Origin of the sequence: Micromonospora trifolii, from assembly GCF_022229005.1 — a bacterium.
GTDB classification, from domain to species: domain Bacteria; phylum Actinomycetota; class Actinomycetes; order Mycobacteriales; family Micromonosporaceae; genus Micromonospora; species Micromonospora trifolii.
This window is the reverse complement of the sequence record NZ_JAKKFD010000066.1, coordinates 46,929-63,811: the sequence shown is the minus strand read 5'-3', so window position 1 is coordinate 63,811 and position 16,883 is coordinate 46,929. Positions and strand designations below refer to the sequence as shown.

Below are 16,883 nucleotides of genomic sequence, written 5' to 3'. Positions count from 1 at the left end.
CCTCCCGCCTCCTGAAACGGACGACAGGTTAGCAGTCGGTGAACGATTGCCCCGAATCGACCGGACTCAGCACTCGATCACGTTGACGGCCAAACCGCCACGCGCCGTCTCCTTGTACTTGACCTTCATGTCGGCGCCCGTCTCCCGCATGGTCTTGATGACCTTGTCCAGCGACACCTTGTGCACCCCGTCGCCGCGCAGCGCCAGCCGGGCGGCCGTGATCGCCTTGATGCTAGCCACCGCGTTCCGCTCGATGCAGGGGATCTGCACCAGGCCACCCACCGGGTCACAGGTCAACCCGAGGTTGTGCTCCATCCCGATCTCGGCAGCGTTCTCCACCTGCTCCGGGGTGCCACCGAGCGCCTCGGCCAACCCCGCCGCCGCCATCGAGCACGCCGAACCGACCTCACCCTGGCAGCCCACCTCGGCGCCCGAGATCGACGCGTTCTCCTTGAACAGCACACCGATCGCCCCTGCCGTCAGCAGGAACCGCACCACACCCTCGTCATCGGCGTCCGGAACGAACCGGGTGTAGTAGTGCAGCACCGCCGGAATGATCCCGGCCGCGCCGTTTGTCGGCGCGGTGACCACCCGGCCGCCCGCGGCGTTCTCCTCGTTGACAGCGAGCGCGAACAGCGTCACCCAGTCCATCACGTGCAGCGGGTCGACCGACCCGGCCTCCGCCTCCAGGCCGCGCCGCAGCTCCGCCGCGCGCCGCCGAACCTTCAACCCCCCAGGAAGTACGCCGTCCCGCTCGCAGCCGCGCTGCACGCACTCCTGCATCACCCGCCAGATCTCCAGCAGACCGGCCCGGATGTCCGCCTCGCTGCGCCAGGAACGCTCGTTGGCCAGCATGACCTCGCTGATCGACAGGCCGGTGGAGGTGGTGACGTCGAGCAGCTGCGCCCCGGTCAGGAAGGGGTACCGCACCGCCGTGTTGTCCGGCTTGATCCGGTCCGCTCCCGCCGCTGCCTCGTCCACCACGAAACCGCCACCGACGGAGTAGTAGGTGCGGCTCCGCAGTTCTGCGCCGGCCCCGTCGTACGCCACGAAGGTCATCCCGTTCGGGTGGTACGGCAACGACCGGCGGCGGTGCAGCGTCAGGTCCCGATCCGGGTCAAAGTCGATCTCGTGCGCGGCCAGGATGTTGATCCGCCGCTCGGCCCGGATCCGCTCGACCCGAGGACCGACGGTGTCAGTATCGACAGTCTCCGGCGACTCGCCGGCCAACCCGAGCAGCACCGCCGGACCGCTGCCGTGGCCGTGCCCGGTGGCACCCAGCGAGCCGAACAGCTCGGCCTGCACCCGCGCCGTGTCGCTGAGCAGCCCGTCGGCCTTCAGCCCACCGACGAACGTACGCGCGGCCCGCATCGGCCCCACCGTGTGCGAGCTGGACGGCCCGATACCGACGCTGAAGAGGTCGAAAACACTGATCATGGCTGCGCTTCCTCGCCGTCGTCCCGGCGTACGGGACCCGGCCGGGTCGTGACCGCCGGTCTGGCGGGCCCGCTCGTGACCGTCCGGGGTATGGGGTGCCGGCCCTCCGGGGTGTGGAAGGCCGATCAGCCAGCCTACCCGCCCAGCTCACCGCCCACCCGGGCCGGGACGTGAACACCCGACCACCGTCTCCCACCCGCGCGGCCGGGCGGTTCGGGAGGCGTCAGCGGGGGGCTGCCCGGGTAAAGCACCTACGGGTCCACGGGTCACCGCTCCTCCTCGGGACCGAGGGCGAGGTGGTCATCCCTTTCTACCGTGGATTGCAGACGCGGCGCACCGCCGCAGAGTGGGAGTACGACGATGAGTCGCAAACTGGTCCGGCCCCGCGAGGGGCGCATGATCGCCGGTGTCTGCGCCGGCCTCGGACGGCGGTTCGGCATGTCGGCCGGAATGGTCCGACTGCTGTTCCTGCTGTCGCTGCTGCTGCCCGGCACGCAGGTGATCGTCTACCTGGTCCTCTGGGTGCTGATGCCGAACGAGGACCGCTACCTCGCCTCCACCGGCCGCTGACCCGCCCGCGCACCTGACGTAATCGCAGATCTTGGACAGTTTCCGTTAGCAGCTAACGGAAACTGTCCAAGATTGCTCGGCCCGCCACCACGAAGCTGCCGGCACGGGACCGAGGGCACCACACGGAAGCGCCCGCTCCGACGAGAGTCGGTGCGGGCGCTTCGGCGTACGGAGGGTCAGGTCAGGGAGCCACGTAGGTGACAGTGACCTGCTGGTAACCGAGGGAGCGGAGCAGCCCCTCCAGCATCTTGCGCGTGTTTTCCTCGGCTCGGGCGGAGAGCCCGCTGTCCCGGGCGGCGGCGGTGATCCGGTCCTCGGCGAGCTTGTAGACCTGCTGCTGCCGGTTGGGGTCGTTGCCGACCAGGTCACCGAGTCGGTTGAGCAGACCGCGCTGCTCGGCGAAGACGTAGCTCTTCTCCATGTCGAGGTTCGTCTCGCCGAGCTGCGGCGCGGGCAGCTTGATCTCGACGGACTTGCCGTCGGCGGACTGGACGATGGCGCCCTCAGCGATCTTGGTGAAGTCGACGTACGCCTCGACGCTGCCGGCCCCGACGAACAGGGTGCGCTCGTTGAGCAGGAAGTCCGGAACGTTGCGCCGGTCGTTCTGCGTGTCGACCACCACCTGGAAGTTGCCTTCCGCGGCCACGTAACGGCTGAGGTCCTGGATCGACTTCAGCAGCGGTGGCTGACTGCGGTCGGTCTGCTCCTTGGCGAACGGGTTGCGGAACTCCGGCAGGATGCCGGTCGCCTGGATGCCGAGCAGCACGACCACGGCCAGCGCGGCGGCGCCGAGCAGCAGGAGCAGACCACGGGCCGCCCCACCACCACCGCCACCACCGGGGCCTTCGCCACCGCTCGTCGGGCCACCCGGCCCGCCGGGGCCACCAGGCCCGCCAGGACCAGCGGGACCACCAGGCCCGCCGGGGTCACCCGGCGTGTCAGTGCTCCACTCGGGTGTCGCGCTCGACCGCGCCTTGAGATCGTCACCGGTCGGATAACCGGGGAACTCTCTCGTGGGCTCGTTGCTGCCAGCGTCGCGGGCCATCACCCTCACCGTCCTCGTCAGACACGTCGTCTGTCAATGACGGTACGGCCCCGATACGACAGTCGCGCGGCGAGCGCCAGGAAGCGACAAACGGGCAGGTCAGGCGAACGCGGAGAGCCCGGTCAGCCGCTGCCCGATGACCAGTTGGTGGATCTCGGAGGTGCCCTCGTAGGTCAGCACGCTCTCCAGGTTGTTGGCGTGCCGCATCACCGGGTACTCACCGGAGACACCGTTTGCGCCGAGGATGGTGCGGCACTGCCGGGCGATGGCCAGCGCCTCCCGCACGTTGTTCAGCTTGCCCACGCTGACCTGCTCGGGCCGCAGCCGCCGGGCGTCGGCGAGCCGGCCCAGGTGCAGCGCGAGCAGTTGCCCCTTCACCAATTCGACGGCCATGTCGGCGAGCTTCGCCTGGGTGAGCTGGAAGCCGGCCAGTGGGCGACCGAACTGGGTGCGGGTGGTCGCGTACGCCAGGGTGGTCTCCAGGCAGTCGCGGGCCGCGCCGAGCGCGCCCCAGACGATGCCGTAGCGGGCCTCGGTGAGGCAGCTCAGCGGCGCCTTGAGCCCGGCCGCCTCGGGCAGTTGGGCGTCGGCCGGGAGCCGGACGTCGTCGAGCACGATCTCGCCGGTCACCGACGCGCGCAGCGACATCTTGCGGCGGATCTCCCGGGCCGTGACGCCGGGCGTGTCCATGGGTACGGCGAAACCCCGTACGCCCTCGTCGGTGCGGGCCCAGATCACCGCGACGTCCGCGATCGGGGCGTTGGTGATCCACATCTTCCCGCCGGTGAGCACCCAGTCGTCGCCGTCGCGGCGGGCCCGGGTGGCCATCGAGGCGGGGTCCGAGCCGTGGTCCGGCTCGGTCAGGCCGAAGCAGCCGATGGCCTCACCGGTGGCCATCGACGGCAGCCAGCGTTGCTTCTGCTCCTCGCTGCCGTAGCGCCAGATGGCGTACATGGCGAGCGATCCCTGCACGGAGACCAGGGAGCGGAGGCCGGAGTCACCGGCTTCCAACTCCTGGCAGGCCAGCCCGTAGGCGACAGCGGAGGCGCCGGCGCAGCCGTAGCCGGTCAGGTGCATGCCGAGCAGGCCGAGCTTGCCGAACTCGCGGGCCAGCTCGCGGGCCGGCACCCGGCCGTCCTCGTACCAGTCGGCGACGTGCGGGCGCACCCGGTCGTCGACGAGTTGGCGGACGACGTCGCGGATCTGCCGCTCCTCCTCGCTGAGCGACGGGTCCAGGTCGAGCAGGTCCAGCGCAGCGGTCATGGACGCCACCCTAACGAAGGTTCAGCGCACGAAAGAAGGGCTCGTCACTCGATCGGCTCGGAGAGCACCAGCACTCGCGCGTGGATCTGGTTGCGCTGCTGGAGGGCGGCGCGCAACGCCCGGTGCAGCCCGTCCTCCAGGTAGAGCCCGCCGTTCCACTGCACGACGTGCGGAAAGAGGTCACCGTAGAAGGTGGAATCCTCGGCGAGGAGCTTGTCCAGCGCCAGCTCGCGCTTGGTGGTGATCATCTGATCCAGGCGCAGTGGCCGCGGCGGAATCTCCGCCCACTGCTTGAGCGTCAGATTGTGCTCCGGATAGGGACGCCCGTCCCGGACCGCTCTGAAGATCACGACGGCACGCTCCCCTCCCCGTGGCCGGGCCGACCGACGGCGCCGAGCCGGGCCGCGGCGGGCACCGCGCGGCGCGGCACCGATGACCGTGCCAGCCTAGCCGCCCAGCGCACGCTACGTTCTGCTCCCTGATGTCAGTTTCGCTATCGCTCGTCCGATCCTCAACCGGACGAACGGGACGTCCGCCTCAGTTCCACCGGCCGCGTCGCACGACTTCGTCCATGGGGCGGCGCCCACGGCGCAACGATGGTGACCGATGGTCGGCTGCCCGGTAACCGATTGTGACGGCACCGATGGGTTGGTACTCCGCCGGCACACCGAACGCGTCCCGGTAGGCGGCGAGCCGCTGCGGCGGAATGCCGAAGAAGCACGCCCCCAGCCCCTCGTCCACGGCGGTGAGCAGCATCAGCAACGCCGCGAAGCCGGCATCCACGTGCCAGTACGGCACCGGCCACCGGTCCGTGGACTGATCCGTCCAACCCTTGTCCGGCTCCGCGTACCGCCGCAGGTAGGCCGACTCGTTGGCGTGCGGCACCACGATCAGGGGTGCCCGGCGCATGCCCGCGAGCCAGCGCTCCCGCCCACCGCCATCGGGGGTGGTGGCGGCCCAGAACCGTTCCCGATCGGCCGGCTCCTCCAACACCAGAAAACCCCAGCCCTGGGCGAAGCCGGCCGACGGCGCGCGGACCGCGTGGTCGAGCAGCCGGTCCACCACGTCGGGCGGGACCGGACGGTCCGGGTCGTAGTTGCGCACCATCCGCCGACGACGGACGACCTCGGCGAACTCCATCAGGCGCCGGGGCGGATGCCCCAGACCCCTCGCCAGGTCGTGCCGGGCTTGAGCGTGAGCAGATCCTTGCCCGACCGGAACGCGTCCGGTGGGCAGGTCATCGGCTCGACCGCCACCGAACGACGGTGCCGCTCGCCGGTGAGGGCGTCCCCGGTGAACACCTGCCACCAACCGAACTCGGCATCCGCCCAGATGCTCACCCCGGCCGAACCGTCCGGCGCGGCGAGGCTCACCGACGAACCGCCGTCGGCGTCGGAGATCACGTCGCCGAAGCAGGAGTCCAGCACGGCCGCGCCGATCCGGCGAGGGCTGGTCCAGTCGTACTCGGTGCCGGCCACCGGGGTCACCCCGACCGGCAGCAGCCGACCGTCCACGAGCACCCGGCTCCGGGTGGGCAGCCGCAGCACCAGGTCGTCGACCGCGACGCCCGGCAGTTGCAGGTACGGGTGCACGGAGAAGCCGAACGGGGCCAACTCTCCGCCGACGTTCGTCACCTCGTGCTCGGCGCGCAGCCCGTCCGCGTCGACGCTCCACCGGCTGCGCAGCCGCAGCGGCCACTGATAGCCGGGCTGCGGCGGCAGGTCGTAGCCGACAGTCACGGCGTCGGCCGACTGCTCCAGCAGCTGCCACGGCACCCAGTTGACCAGCCCGTGGATGGCCACGTGCCGCTCCGGCTCGGTCAGTGAAAGCTGGTGCGTCCGCCCGTCGAACGAGTAGCGACCATCGCGGATCCGGTTCGGCCAGGGTGCCAGCACCTGCCCGGTGCAACCGGGGCAGACCTCATCGGTCTGGTACCCGTCGAGCAGGTCGACACCGTCGTGCCGGTACGTCCGGAGCCCACCGCCGACCTCCACGATGACGGCTTCGTGGCCGGCGGCGGAGATGGTCCACTGGGCGCCGGAGAACGGGCGCGGATCGGGGCTTTCCATGCCGGCGACCCTAACCGGTCAGGTCCGGTCGTCGCTCGACGCCGTCGCCGCCCGGTAGCGCAGCAGTGCCGGGAACGCGACAGCGAGCACCACCACGAGCACCGCGGAGGCGAGCCCACCGGCCACCCAGGCCACCCCGCCACCGAACCCGGCGGCCATGGTCCCGGCACGCAGGTCGCCCAGGCGCGGGCCACCCGCCACCACGACGGTGTTGACGCCCTGGAGTCGGCCGCGCATCCGGTCCGGTGCGTAGACCAGCAGCATCGACTGACGCAGCACCGCGCTGATCAGGTCGGCGGCGCCGGCCACGGCGAGCAGCACGACCATCAGCCAGAGCTGGTGGGCCAACCCGGCCGCGGCGATCGCCAGGCCCCAACCGACCACAGCGAGCACCAGGCCGAGCCCCTGGCGGCGGAGTCGGCCGATCCAGCCGGAGGTCAACCCACCGATCATCGAGCCGATCGCGATGGCGCTGTAGAGCAGACCGACAGAACCACCGCCACCGAACCGCTCGTGGGCGATCTCCGGAAAGAGGGCCCGTGGCATGGCGAGGATCATCGCGATCAGGTCCACCCCGAAGGACAGCAGCAGGACCGGGGTGGTGGCCAGGTAGCGGAACCCGTCGACGACGCTGGCCAGACCGGCACGCCGCGCCTGGCCGTCGGCCGTGGGCTCGGGCGGGAGCGAGGGCAGCCGCAGCGCGGCCCAGAGCATCGCTGTGAACAGCACCGCGTCCAACCCGTAGGCGATCGGCAGGACCACAGTGGTGTCCGGGGAGGCGGAGAGGATCAGGCCGGCGGCGAGCGGGCCGGCGACCGAGGCGGCGGTGAAGGTCGTGTAGTTCAGGGTGGTGGCGGACGCCACCAGGTCTTCCGGCACCAGCCGGGGCAGCATGGCGCTGCGGGCCGGCGAGCTGATCGCGAACGCCACCGACTGCAACGCCATCAGCGCCAGCAGCAGCACCGGGCTGCCCACGTCCAGCACCGCCTGGAGCAACAGCCCGAGAGTGGATGCCCAGAGCAACAATGAGCCGCCGAGCAGCACCGCACGCCGGTCGCGGGCGTCGGCGACCGCGCCGCCCCAGAGCCCGAAGACCAGCAACGGTACGAAGGCGGCCACTCCCAGCAGGCCCACCCAGAACGAGTCCCGGGTCAGGGCGTACATCTCCACCGGCACCGCGACGGCGGTGAACTGGAAGCCGAACATCGCCACGGTGTTGCCGAGCCAGAGCCTTCGGTACGCCGGAACCCCCAGCGGACGTACGTCGATCGCCCAGCGGCGCGCTTCGCGCGGCCGGGTCTCCCGCACACCCGTCACGGCGCCAACCGCTCGACGATCCAGCCGCCCTCGTCGAGGCGACGGAAGCGGAGCCGGTCGTGCAACCGGCCGGCGCGGCCCTGCCAGAACTCCACCGACTCGGGTTGGACCCGCAGCCCGCCCCAGTGCGACGGGGTCGGGATCTCGGCCTGGTCGGCGAACCGCTCGGCCGCCTCCTGGTACCGCTGCTCCAGCGCCGCCCGACCCGACACCACCTGGGACTGCGGGCTGGCCCAGGCACCCAGTTGGGAGCCGCGCGGCCGGCTGGCGAAGTACGCCTCGCTCGTGGCGCGGTCGACGTGCTCGACCCGCCCGGCGACCACCACCTGACGCTGCATGGGGAACCACGGAAAGACCAGGCTGGCGTACGGGTTGGCGGTCGCCTCGACGCCCTTGCGCGACAGGTGGTTGGTGAAGAAGACGAAGCCCTCCGGGTCGTACCCCTTCAGCAGCACCGTCCGCCCGCTCGGCCGGCCGGCCGAGTCGGCGGTGCCCACCACCATGGCGTTGGGTTCGGGTAGCCCGAAGGCCACCGCGTCGGCGAACCAGCTGTCGAACTGGGTGTGCCAGTCGCTGGCCAGGTCAGCCTCGGTCAGGCCCAGGTCCGCGGCGTACTCGTTACGCATCGCGGCCGGGGCGGGTGTGTCACCCGTCACGTCCCCACTCCTTTTCGCAGGCCCCGCCAGCACCCTCCCGCGCTGACCAGCCCGCCCTGCCCCAGTCTCACTGAGCCGGGCGGAGAATGCGCGTCCGGGGATGTCGCGTGCAGCACAGTCGCAGCGGGTCGCGTATCCCTTACTCAGCAGGCAGTATGTTCCGAACACATCCCTGAGGGTCGCCTAAGGCGCTCGGCCGATCGGGCCGGATGAGCGATCGGGCGCACCGACCAGATCCAGGAGAGCGACATGGCTGATTTCAAACCCGGGCTGGAGGGCGTCGTCGCCTTCGAGACCGAGATCGCCGAACCTGACCGTGAGGGCGGTGCGCTGCGCTATCGCGGAGTCGACATCGAGGATCTGATCGGCCAGGTGTCGTTCGGCAACGTGTGGGCACTGCTGGTCGACGGCCGTTTCGGGCCGGGCCTGCCGCCGGCGGAGCCGTTCCCGGTGCCGGTGCACTCCGGTGACATCCGCGTCGACGTGCAGTCCGCGGTCGCCATGCTGGCCCCCTACTGGGGTCTCAACCAACTGCTGGACATCTCCGACGAGCAGGCCCGTGAGGATCTCGCCCGGGTCTCGGTGACCGCGCTCTCCTTCGTCGCACAGTCCGCCCGCGGCCTCGGCCTGCCGGCGGTGCCGCAGAAGGAGATCGACAAGGCGCAGACCATCGTCGAGCGGTTCATGAAGCGCTGGCGCGGCGAGCCCGACCCGCGGCACGTCAAGGCCGTCGACGCGTACTTCATCTCGGCCGCCGAGCACGGTCTGAACGCGTCCACCTTCACCGCTCGCATCGTCGCCTCCACCGGGGCGGACGCGGCCGCCTGCATCTCGTCGGGCATCGGCGCCCTCTCCGGCCCGCTGCACGGCGGCGCCCCGTCCCGGGTGCTCACCATGCTGGAGGCGGTGGAGCGCAGCGGCGACGCGGAGGGCTACGTCAAGGGCGTCCTCGACCGCGGCGAGCGGTTGATGGGCTTCGGCCACCGCGTCTACCGTGCCGAGGACCCGCGCGCCCGAGTGCTCCGGCGTACGGCCAAGGAGCTGGGCGCGCCGCGCTTCGAGATCGCCGAGGCGCTGGAGAAGGCCGCCCTCGCCGAGCTTCAGGCCCGCCGCCCGGACCGGGTGCTGGCCACCAACGTCGAGTTCTGGTCGGCAGTGGTGCTGGACTTCGCCGAGGTGCCGGCGCACATGTTCACCTCGATGTTCACCTGCGCACGGATGGGCGGCTGGAGCGCGCACATCCTGGAGCAGAAGCGTCTCCAGCGGCTGGTCCGCCCGTCCGCCCGTTACCTGGGCCCGGAGACCCGCAAGCCGTCCGACGTCGAGGGCTGGGCGGCCATCCCGCACGGCGTCTGAGCTGCTGGGAAAGGGCCCCTTCCCGACGCCGGGCGTCGGGGAGGGGCCCTTCTCGACGTCTGCCGGGGCCGACTGTGGCGAAGGACTCAGACCGACGGCCGGGACCCCGGCCATCGCCGCCCGGCCCGGGTGCGAGGATGAGGGCCGGCAGTGTCGCCGGGCCCGCCCTCGCCCTTGCGGAAGGATCTTCAAGACCGTGGCTGACGCACCGATCATCCGGATTCCCGATGAGATCAAGCCCGCCGACGGACGCTTCGGCTGCGGCCCGTCCAAGGTTCGCCCGGCGGCGGTGTCCGCTCTCGCCGAGGTCGCGACCACCTACCTCGGCACCTCGCACCGGCAGAAGACGGTCCGTGACCAGGTGGCCCGGCTGCGTTCCGGCATCGCCGAGTTCTTCTCGCTGCCCGAGGGCTACGAGGTGGTGATCGGCAACGGTGGCACCACAGCGTTCTGGGAGGTCGCCACCTTCGGCCTGATTCGCGACCGGGCCCAGTTCGCCAGCTTCGGCGAGTTCGGCGCCAAGTTCGCCAAGTCGGTCAAGGACGCCCCGTTCCTGGGTGAGCCGACCGTCCGCAAGTCCGAGGCGGGCAGTGCACCGACCCTGGTCGCCGAGTCCGGCGTGGACGCGTACGCGACGCCGCAGAACGAGACCTCCACCGGTGTGGCCGTCCCGATCAGCCGGGTGGCCGGTGCCGACGAGGGCGCGCTGCTGCTGGTGGACGCGACCTCCGGCGCGGGTGGCCTGGAGGTCAACGTCGGTGAGACCGACGTCTACTACTTCGCCCCGCAGAAGTGCTTCGGCTCCGACGGCGGTCTCTGGCTGGCCCTGATGTCCCCGGCCGCTCTGGACCGGGCCGCCGAGATCAAGGCATCCGGGCGCTACATCCCCGCTTTCCTCGACCTGGTCACCGCGATCGACAACTCGCGGCTGGAGCAGACCTACAACACCCCGGCGCTGGCCACCATCTTCCTGGCCGCCGAGCAGACCGACTGGATGAACGCGCAGGGCGGCCTGTCCTGGGCGGCGAAGCGCACCGCCGAGAGCGCCGCCGCGGTCTACGGCTGGGCCGAGCGGTCCAGCGTGGCCACCCCGTTCGTCACCGATCCGGCGCTGCGCTCCAACGTGGTCGCCACCATCGACTTCGCCGACGGGGTGGACGCCACGGCGATCGCCAAGGCGCTACGCGCCAACGGCATCGTGGACACTGAGCCCTACCGCAAGCTTGGTCGCAACCAGCTGCGGGTGGCGCTGTTCCCGGCCGTCGAGCCGGCCGATGTCGAGGCGCTCACCGCGTCCATCGACTACGTGGTCGAGCGACTCTGACGTTCGTCACGGTCGGTGTCCGTTGGGGCCTCCACGGACACCGACCGTGATCATCGCCGCAGCTCAGTCACGACATGCGGGGTGTCGCTTCCCCCACCCTGAGGCAGATGCGCGTACGGTGGTCCGAGACGCCTGGGTGGCCGACTCGTGGCGTGCGGTCAGCGAAGCGGGACGGAGGCAACGCTATGCGCCCAGTACGCTTCGTCGCCCTCTCCGAGGACGGCCAGGCCCTGGTGCTCGCCGACGAGGTGGGGCGACTCCTCGCCCTGCCGATCGACGAACGCATCGCCGGCGTGATGCACCCCGAGCCGGGTGCTCCGCCGCTCGCGGTGGCACCGAGCACCGTCGATCCGATTCCCTCACTGTCCCCCCGGGACATCCAGGCCCGCATCCGCTCCGGTGAGTCCGCCGAGGATGTCGCCCGCATCGCCGGGGTGCCGGTCGACCGGGTGCTGCGCTATGCCGGCCCGGTGCTCCAGGAGCGGGCGATGCTCGCCCAGCACGCCCGTCGCACCCGCCTCAAGGGTGCGGAGAAGCCCACCCCGCTCGCCGAGGTGGTCAACGGTCGACTGAGCCAGCACGGCATCGACACCGAGAAGATCTCCTGGGACGCCTACCGGCGCGACGACGGCACCTGGCGGATCATCGCCACCTGGCCGTCCGGCAAGGCCACCGCCCAGGCCATCTGGGACATGGACAAGGCCCGGCAGGTGGTCACGCCGCACGACGACATGGCGCAGTACCTGTGCGCCGAGCGGCCCACGCCGATCCTCGGCCAGGAGCCGGCACCGGAACGGACGGGGCACGCCCTGCCCGGTCCGTCGCGTGGTGAGCCGAGTCGTGGTGGGCACGGGTTGCCTGCCGCGTCGGAGCACCCGCGCCCTGGCCGCGATCCGATCCGGGCTGGTCGGGACGCGCTGCTCGCCTCACTGGACCGCCCGCTCGGCGGCTCGTCGGGTCGCGGGCTTGAGCCGCGTACCCCGGCTGCCCTTGCCGGGTCGGACGCTCCTCGGCAACGGCCCGTCGGTGGGGGTGCCGCCGCGCTGCTCGGCGGTGGCCAGGGCTCGGCCTTCGACGATGATTCGGACGCGCCCAAGGAGGTGCCGGCCGTGCCGTCGCTGGCGGTGCTGCGGCCCCGCCGGACGGGCGCTGCGGCGGCCGCCGGCGAGTCCACCGACGCCAACGGCAAGCCACGCAAGCGGCTGCCGAGCTGGGACGACGTGCTCTTCGGCAGCGGCCCGGCCGCCCGCGAATCTTCCTGACGCTTCGCGTTGACGGGTGACAGCGTGCGTCACCCGTCAACGCGAGCGTTCGGATCTCACCGAATGTCCCCGGCCTCTTCGCGATGAGGGGCGGCGACCCCGCGTACGGCCTCGGCGACGGCGCGGAAGTCCTTCTTGAGGATCGCACCGTGGTTGCTGGCGACCTTCGCTCCGATGGTGATGTGCGGGTTGCGGGCGGTCACCGCGTCGAGGCTGGCGCGGATCTGCTCCTGCTCGTCTCCGCGACTGCCGAGGGACGTTCCGGAGGCGACCACGTACCGCACCGGGACGGTGATGGCGTCCAGCACCGGGCCCAGTTCGCGCTCTCGGGAGAGTTCGCCGAGTTCGATGTTGCTGTCCGCCATCTGGTCGGCGTTCATCCGTGGGGTCAGGCCGGTCGGGCGAAGCAGCGGCATGAACAGGTTCATCCGTCGGAACATCTTGCGGATCCGCTGCGCCATGGCCTCGTCGAGCCAGTCGTGCGGGAAGGCGCCGTCGACCAGGACCGCGCCCAGGGCCCGCTCCGGGTTCCGGTTGGCCCAGTGCGCCCCGACCACCGCTCCGTAGGACCAGCCCACCAGCACCGCCTGGTCCACGCCTCGGGCGGCGAGAACGGCGTCGACGTCCCGGACGGCCGCCTCGAAGGAGTAGTCGGCTGAGCGCTTCGACTTCCGGCCGCGAGCGCGCTCGTCGTAGGTGATGTGCCGGAATTCGGTGCCCAGGTCGGCGATGACCTGCCGCCAGTAGCCCTGGGTGGCGAACTGGCCGTTGAGGTAGACCACTGGGATGCCGGGACCGCCGGTATCGGTGACGGCCAGGGCCGTGTCGTCGACCGACACCATGCCGGTCCACGGCGAGTTGGTCGAGGGCATGCTGTTGTTCGTCATCTCGTTCCGTCCTTTTCAGAGGCTGCGGGCGTTGATGTCGCCCTGCAGGGTGCTGGCGTGGATGTCGAGCTCGACGGTGCCGTCGTTCTTGAGCGCGTTGCTGACGCGGCCGTGGCCGGTGCCGGCGTCCAGGGCGGCCGAGACGCCGGCCGCCGCCGCGACCGAGATGTCGCCGGACTGGGTACGGAGGACGACGGTGCCGCGCATGGCCTCGGCGACAGTGATGTCACCCCGGGCGGTGCTGATCTCGGCGGGCCCGTTGAGCCGGCCGATCTCGACATCGCCGTCGATGGCGGTGAGGCGCACACTCGCGGCCTCGTCGATCTTGATTTCCCGGTACGCCCCGTCGACGGTGACGTCGCCGAGGCGGCCGACGCCCCGAAGCTCGGCGCTGGCGGCCCTGGCCTCGACGCGGGAGTCGGCGGGCACCCGGACGGTGACCTCCAGAGAGCCGGAGGGGCCGAAGAGCTTGTTGATGGGACGTGCGGTAGTGATTCGCAGGACGCCGTCGGCGTAGGTGACTGTGGTCTGCTCGGCGGCCCTGGTGTCGCTGCTCTTGGTGGGGTCGGCCGGGAGGACCTCGACTGTGGTGTCGGCGCGGTCCGCGGCGATGAGCTGGATGCGTCCGGCGGGGATGTCCAGGACGGCGGAGATGGGGGCGGGTGTGTCGAACGTCTGCATCGTGCTCTCCCAAGTTCGTGCTTGTTTCTGATATGGGAAACGCTACGTTGCTTTCCAGTTTGTGCAACAAGCTCGTTGCAGCAAACTTGCGTTTTAGCTGCTCCAGCTCGTGAAATTGTTGCAACAGCCCTGAACCTAATGCAACGTGGCACCCGTCGTCGTTGCATTGGCGTGTGGGTTAACGCTATGGTGGCGGAGTCTGGGGCCGCAGCCCTACGGGACCACGAGGGAGATCGCGATGCCGGGAGGCAGGCTCACCCAGCAGGAACGCCAACAGATTGCGCTGGGGCTGACCGACAGCCTCCCCTACGCCGAGATCGCCCGACGCCTCGACCGTCCCACCTCGACGGTCACGCGCGAGGTGATGCGCAACGGCGGTCCCAACGGCTACCGCGCCGATCTGGCTCACCACGCGACCGAGCGCCGCGCCCACCGGCGCAAGCCCGCCCCTTCCCGCGGGGCCGAGGCGGCCCCCCGACCGGACGGACGCGACGCCCAGGCCGTGGCCGACTACGAGGAGGCGTTCACCACCGTCGTCATGGCCTCCGGCCTGAACAGGATGGGGGCCCGGGTGTTGACCAATCTGTTCCTCACCGACTCGGGCAGTCTCACCGCGTCTGAACTCGCCCAGCGCCTCCAGGTCAGCCCGGCGTCGATCTCCAAGGCGATCACCTTCCTGGAGAGCCAGAGCCTCGTCCGCCGCGAACGCGACGAGCGCCGCCGCGACCGCTACGTCGTCGACGACGAGCTCTTCTTCCAGGCGACGATCGCCAGTGCCCGGGCCAACGACCATCTCGTCGCGATCGCACGCCAGGGCGTCGCCCTCCTCGGCGCGCACACCCCCGCCGCCGTCCGGCTGGAGAACATCGCCCGCTTCCTCGACTTCATCAGCGAGAGCATCACCCGCGCCGCCGAACAGGCCCGCGAGGTTCTCCGCAGCAGACCCTCCACGGCGACGAGCCACGTGCCGCCGGGTCACAGCGACCAGGCGGCAACCCGCTCGTAGCGCGGTCGGCCGCCGAGGTCACTGACCGCCCCTACGGACGAGCGGACCGCGACGAAGAGTCGCACAGTGTGCGGCCCGCTCAGCGGTGTCGCTGCCGAAGCCCAGCACGGGCCGCCGGAAGGGCCAGCCCGGCGGCGTGCAGCACGCCCTCCACCCGGACCCGCTCGATCTCCTGATCGACGCCCTCCAGCTCGGCGAGGTGTTCGGCGATGCCGAGGGCGCGGCAGGCGAGGCGAAGCCGGTCGTCGTACGCCTGGAGCAGTGCGGTGTGCCAGACCATCGATCGACCGGTGCCGCCGACCCGCTGACCGCCGAGGCGGCGCAGGTCGGCGGCGAGTTGCTCCAGCGGTCGGCGGTCAGCGCTGTCGAACTGGCTGAGGTCGATGTCCCGGGTCAGCGCGTCGGCCTCGATGGCACGGTCGAGTCGGGCGATCGTGCGTTTCTCCCGGCGGCGGTCACGCCACTCGGACCAGCCGCAGACCACCCGGTCGACGATCTCGTCGTAGCAGAAGAGCAGGGCGAACGCCGCCGGCAGAATGGCCACGGCGAGGAACGCCAGGGCCAGCATCAGCGCGCGTCCGACTCCCACGTATCGACGCTAAGCCCCACCGTGCCACCTCGCCAGCGGTTTGGCCGCATCCGCGCGATCCGCGCAACCGGACGCGGCCCGGCCCGACCTAAACCTCAGCAGTCGGTGGAGGTGACGTAGAAACGGGGCATCGGCAGCACCCGGAACCGCAGCCGGGCACCGGAGTGGCGCAGCTGCCAGGTGAGCGCGACCAGCGCGGCGGCCAGCGAGATGAGCCCACCCATCCAGATGCTCGCGCCGGCACCGTAGTGCTCCGCGACCCAGCCGATCAGCGGCGCGCCGACCGGGTTGGTGCCCAGGAACACCAGCACCCACAGGGCCATCACCCGCCCCCGGAAGGCGGCGTCGACGCCCATCTGGATCCGCTGGTTGGCGGCCTGGGCGAAGAAGACCATGCAGAAGCCGGTCGGCACCAGCAGTGCCACCACCAGCCAGTACGCCGTGGAGAGGCCGACGAGGGTGCCGAAGCTGGCGCAGGCGATCGCCGCTCCGAGCACCAGCCACACCGACGGGCGGCTACGCCGACCGGTGCCGCTGAGAGCGCCGCCGAGCGCGCCGACGGCCAGCGCCGTGCTGAACAGGCCGAAGGAGGCGGCGCCGGTGTGGAAGACCGTCTTCGCCAACGCGGCCAGTGTGAGCTGGAAGTTGAACAGCGACATGCCGATCACCGACATGATCGCCATCGGCAGCAGCAGGTCGGGGCGGCGCCACACGTACCGCAGCCCGTCGACGACCCGGGCGGACGCCCGCTCGTCGCGGGGCAGCAGGGCGTCGCGGTGCAGTTCGGTGGTCCGCATCCGGACCACGTTGACCAGGGGCGCGACCGAGCTGAGGGCGGTGAAGAGGAAGACCGGGCCCACGTCGAACGCGGCGATGGCCAGGCCGGCGACGGCCGGGCCGACGATCCGGGCGGAGTTGAACACGGCGGCGTTCAGCGACAGCGCGTTGGGCAGCAGCGGCGTGCCGACCAGTTCGGAGACGAAGGCCTGCCGGACCGGGGTCTCCACAGCGTTGGCCGTGCCGAGCAGCGCCGCGAAGGCGAAGACGTGCCAGAGCTGCACCAGGTCGGTGAGGACCAGCACCGCCATACCGAGCGCCAGCAGGCTCCAGAAGGCGTTGGCGGCGAAGAGCAGCACCCGCTTGTCGTACCGGTCGGCGAGCCGGCCGGAGAGCAGGGTGAGCAGGAGCACCGGGGTGAACTGGCAGGCGGTCACCACGCCGAGCGCGGTCGCCGAGTTGTTGGAGAGCTCAAGGACGAGCCAGTCCTGGGCGATGAACATCATCCAGACGCCGATCAACTTGATCAGCTGCCCGGATGCGAAGAGGCGGTAGTTGCGGACCTGTAGGGACTGGAACATCGTGCTCAGCTTCGCCTGCACTCTTGGTGCGCCTCCTCCGGACGTACGCGTCATCGACAGGTG

At 70.9% G+C, this 16,883-nt stretch carries 17 protein-coding genes; 5 read left to right on the top strand and 12 right to left on the bottom strand.

Annotated elements, in window-relative coordinates:
- Positions 1-66: 66 nt before the first annotated feature.
- Positions 67-1,437 carry an L-serine ammonia-lyase gene (locus NIE79_RS31030; RefSeq protein WP_238681949.1) on the bottom strand — a complete coding sequence of 457 codons (1,371 nt, stop codon included), beginning with the start codon at positions 1,435-1,437 and terminating at the stop codon, positions 67-69.
- 360 nt (positions 1,438-1,797) lie between these two features.
- Here NIE79_RS31030 and NIE79_RS31025 point away from each other — a divergent pair, with 360 nt between their 5' ends.
- Positions 1,798-2,007, top strand: a complete 210-nt coding sequence (locus NIE79_RS31025) for a PspC domain-containing protein (RefSeq protein WP_238681948.1) — start codon at positions 1,798-1,800, stop codon at positions 2,005-2,007.
- Positions 2,008-2,188: 181 nt separating this feature from the next.
- Here NIE79_RS31025 and NIE79_RS31020 read toward each other — a convergent pair whose 3' ends face one another.
- The 7 genes from NIE79_RS31020 to pdxH form a co-directional block, all read right to left on the bottom strand.
- Positions 2,189-3,052, bottom strand: a complete 864-nt coding sequence (locus NIE79_RS31020) for a DUF4230 domain-containing protein (RefSeq protein ID WP_238681947.1) — start codon at positions 3,050-3,052, stop codon at positions 2,189-2,191.
- Between the two features lie 99 nt (positions 3,053-3,151).
- Positions 3,152-4,315: an acyl-CoA dehydrogenase family protein gene (locus NIE79_RS31015; RefSeq protein ID WP_238681946.1), complete on the bottom strand. Its 1,164-nt coding sequence runs from the start codon at positions 4,313-4,315 to the stop codon at positions 3,152-3,154.
- 44 nt (positions 4,316-4,359) lie between these two features.
- Complete coding sequence (locus NIE79_RS31010) at positions 4,360-4,665, bottom strand: type II toxin-antitoxin system VapB family antitoxin (protein ID WP_030329612.1); 306 nt, start codon at positions 4,663-4,665, stop codon at positions 4,360-4,362.
- A 187-nt stretch (positions 4,666-4,852) separates the two neighbouring features.
- Positions 4,853-5,455 (bottom strand): nitroreductase family protein, encoded by a 603-nt coding sequence (locus tag NIE79_RS31005; protein ID WP_238681945.1) that lies wholly within the window; start codon positions 5,453-5,455, stop codon positions 4,853-4,855.
- On the bottom strand, positions 5,455-6,384 hold the full coding sequence (locus NIE79_RS31000) for an aldose 1-epimerase family protein (RefSeq protein ID WP_238681944.1): 930 nt from the start codon (positions 6,382-6,384) through the stop codon (positions 5,455-5,457). Before NIE79_RS31000 ends, NIE79_RS31005 begins: the two co-directional genes overlap by 1 nt.
- Positions 6,385-6,402: 18 nt before the next feature.
- A complete protein-coding gene (locus NIE79_RS30995; RefSeq protein WP_238681943.1) occupies positions 6,403-7,701 on the bottom strand; it encodes an MFS transporter in 1,299 nt (432 codons plus the stop codon).
- Positions 7,698-8,327 (bottom strand): pyridoxamine 5'-phosphate oxidase, encoded by a 630-nt coding sequence (gene pdxH, locus NIE79_RS30990; RefSeq protein ID WP_238682125.1) that lies wholly within the window; start codon positions 8,325-8,327, stop codon positions 7,698-7,700. Before pdxH ends, NIE79_RS30995 begins: the two co-directional genes overlap by 4 nt.
- 279 nt (positions 8,328-8,606) lie before the next feature.
- Between pdxH and NIE79_RS30985 the strand changes: the two genes are divergently transcribed.
- From NIE79_RS30985 to sepH, 3 genes are all read left to right on the top strand, one after another.
- A complete protein-coding gene (locus NIE79_RS30985; protein WP_030486376.1) occupies positions 8,607-9,713 on the top strand; it encodes a citrate synthase 2 in 1,107 nt (368 codons plus the stop codon).
- Positions 9,714-9,909: 196 nt separating this feature from the next.
- On the top strand, positions 9,910-11,037 hold the full coding sequence (gene serC, locus NIE79_RS30980; protein WP_238681942.1) for a phosphoserine transaminase: 1,128 nt from the start codon (positions 9,910-9,912) through the stop codon (positions 11,035-11,037).
- A 185-nt stretch (positions 11,038-11,222) separates the two neighbouring features.
- Positions 11,223-12,299 (top strand): septation protein SepH, encoded by a 1,077-nt coding sequence (gene sepH / locus NIE79_RS30975; protein ID WP_238681941.1) that lies wholly within the window; start codon positions 11,223-11,225, stop codon positions 12,297-12,299.
- 56 nt (positions 12,300-12,355) lie between these two features.
- Here the strand turns inward: sepH and NIE79_RS30970 are convergent, their stop codons facing one another.
- Together NIE79_RS30970 and NIE79_RS30965 are read right to left on the bottom strand one after the other, a co-directional pair.
- The gene (locus tag NIE79_RS30970) at positions 12,356-13,186 is read right to left on the bottom strand and encodes an alpha/beta fold hydrolase (protein ID WP_238681940.1); all 831 of its coding nucleotides are present in this window, start codon (positions 13,184-13,186) and stop codon (positions 12,356-12,358) included.
- Between the two features lie 15 nt (positions 13,187-13,201).
- Positions 13,202-13,867 (bottom strand): DUF4097 family beta strand repeat-containing protein, encoded by a 666-nt coding sequence (locus NIE79_RS30965; protein ID WP_238681939.1) that lies wholly within the window; start codon positions 13,865-13,867, stop codon positions 13,202-13,204.
- Positions 13,868-14,105: 238 nt separating this feature from the next.
- Between NIE79_RS30965 and NIE79_RS30960 the strand changes: the two genes are divergently transcribed.
- Positions 14,106-14,873, top strand: a complete 768-nt coding sequence (locus NIE79_RS30960) for a helix-turn-helix domain-containing protein (RefSeq protein WP_238681938.1) — start codon at positions 14,106-14,108, stop codon at positions 14,871-14,873.
- A gap of 79 nt (positions 14,874-14,952) precedes the next feature.
- Here NIE79_RS30960 and NIE79_RS30955 read toward each other — a convergent pair whose 3' ends face one another.
- Positions 14,953-15,462 carry a hypothetical protein gene (locus tag NIE79_RS30955; RefSeq protein ID WP_238681937.1) on the bottom strand — a complete coding sequence of 170 codons (510 nt, stop codon included), beginning with the start codon at positions 15,460-15,462 and terminating at the stop codon, positions 14,953-14,955.
- 95 nt (positions 15,463-15,557) lie between these two features.
- Positions 15,558-16,841 carry an MFS transporter gene (locus NIE79_RS30950; RefSeq protein ID WP_238681936.1) on the bottom strand — a complete coding sequence of 428 codons (1,284 nt, stop codon included), beginning with the start codon at positions 16,839-16,841 and terminating at the stop codon, positions 15,558-15,560.
- Positions 16,842-16,883 lie beyond the last annotated feature (42 nt).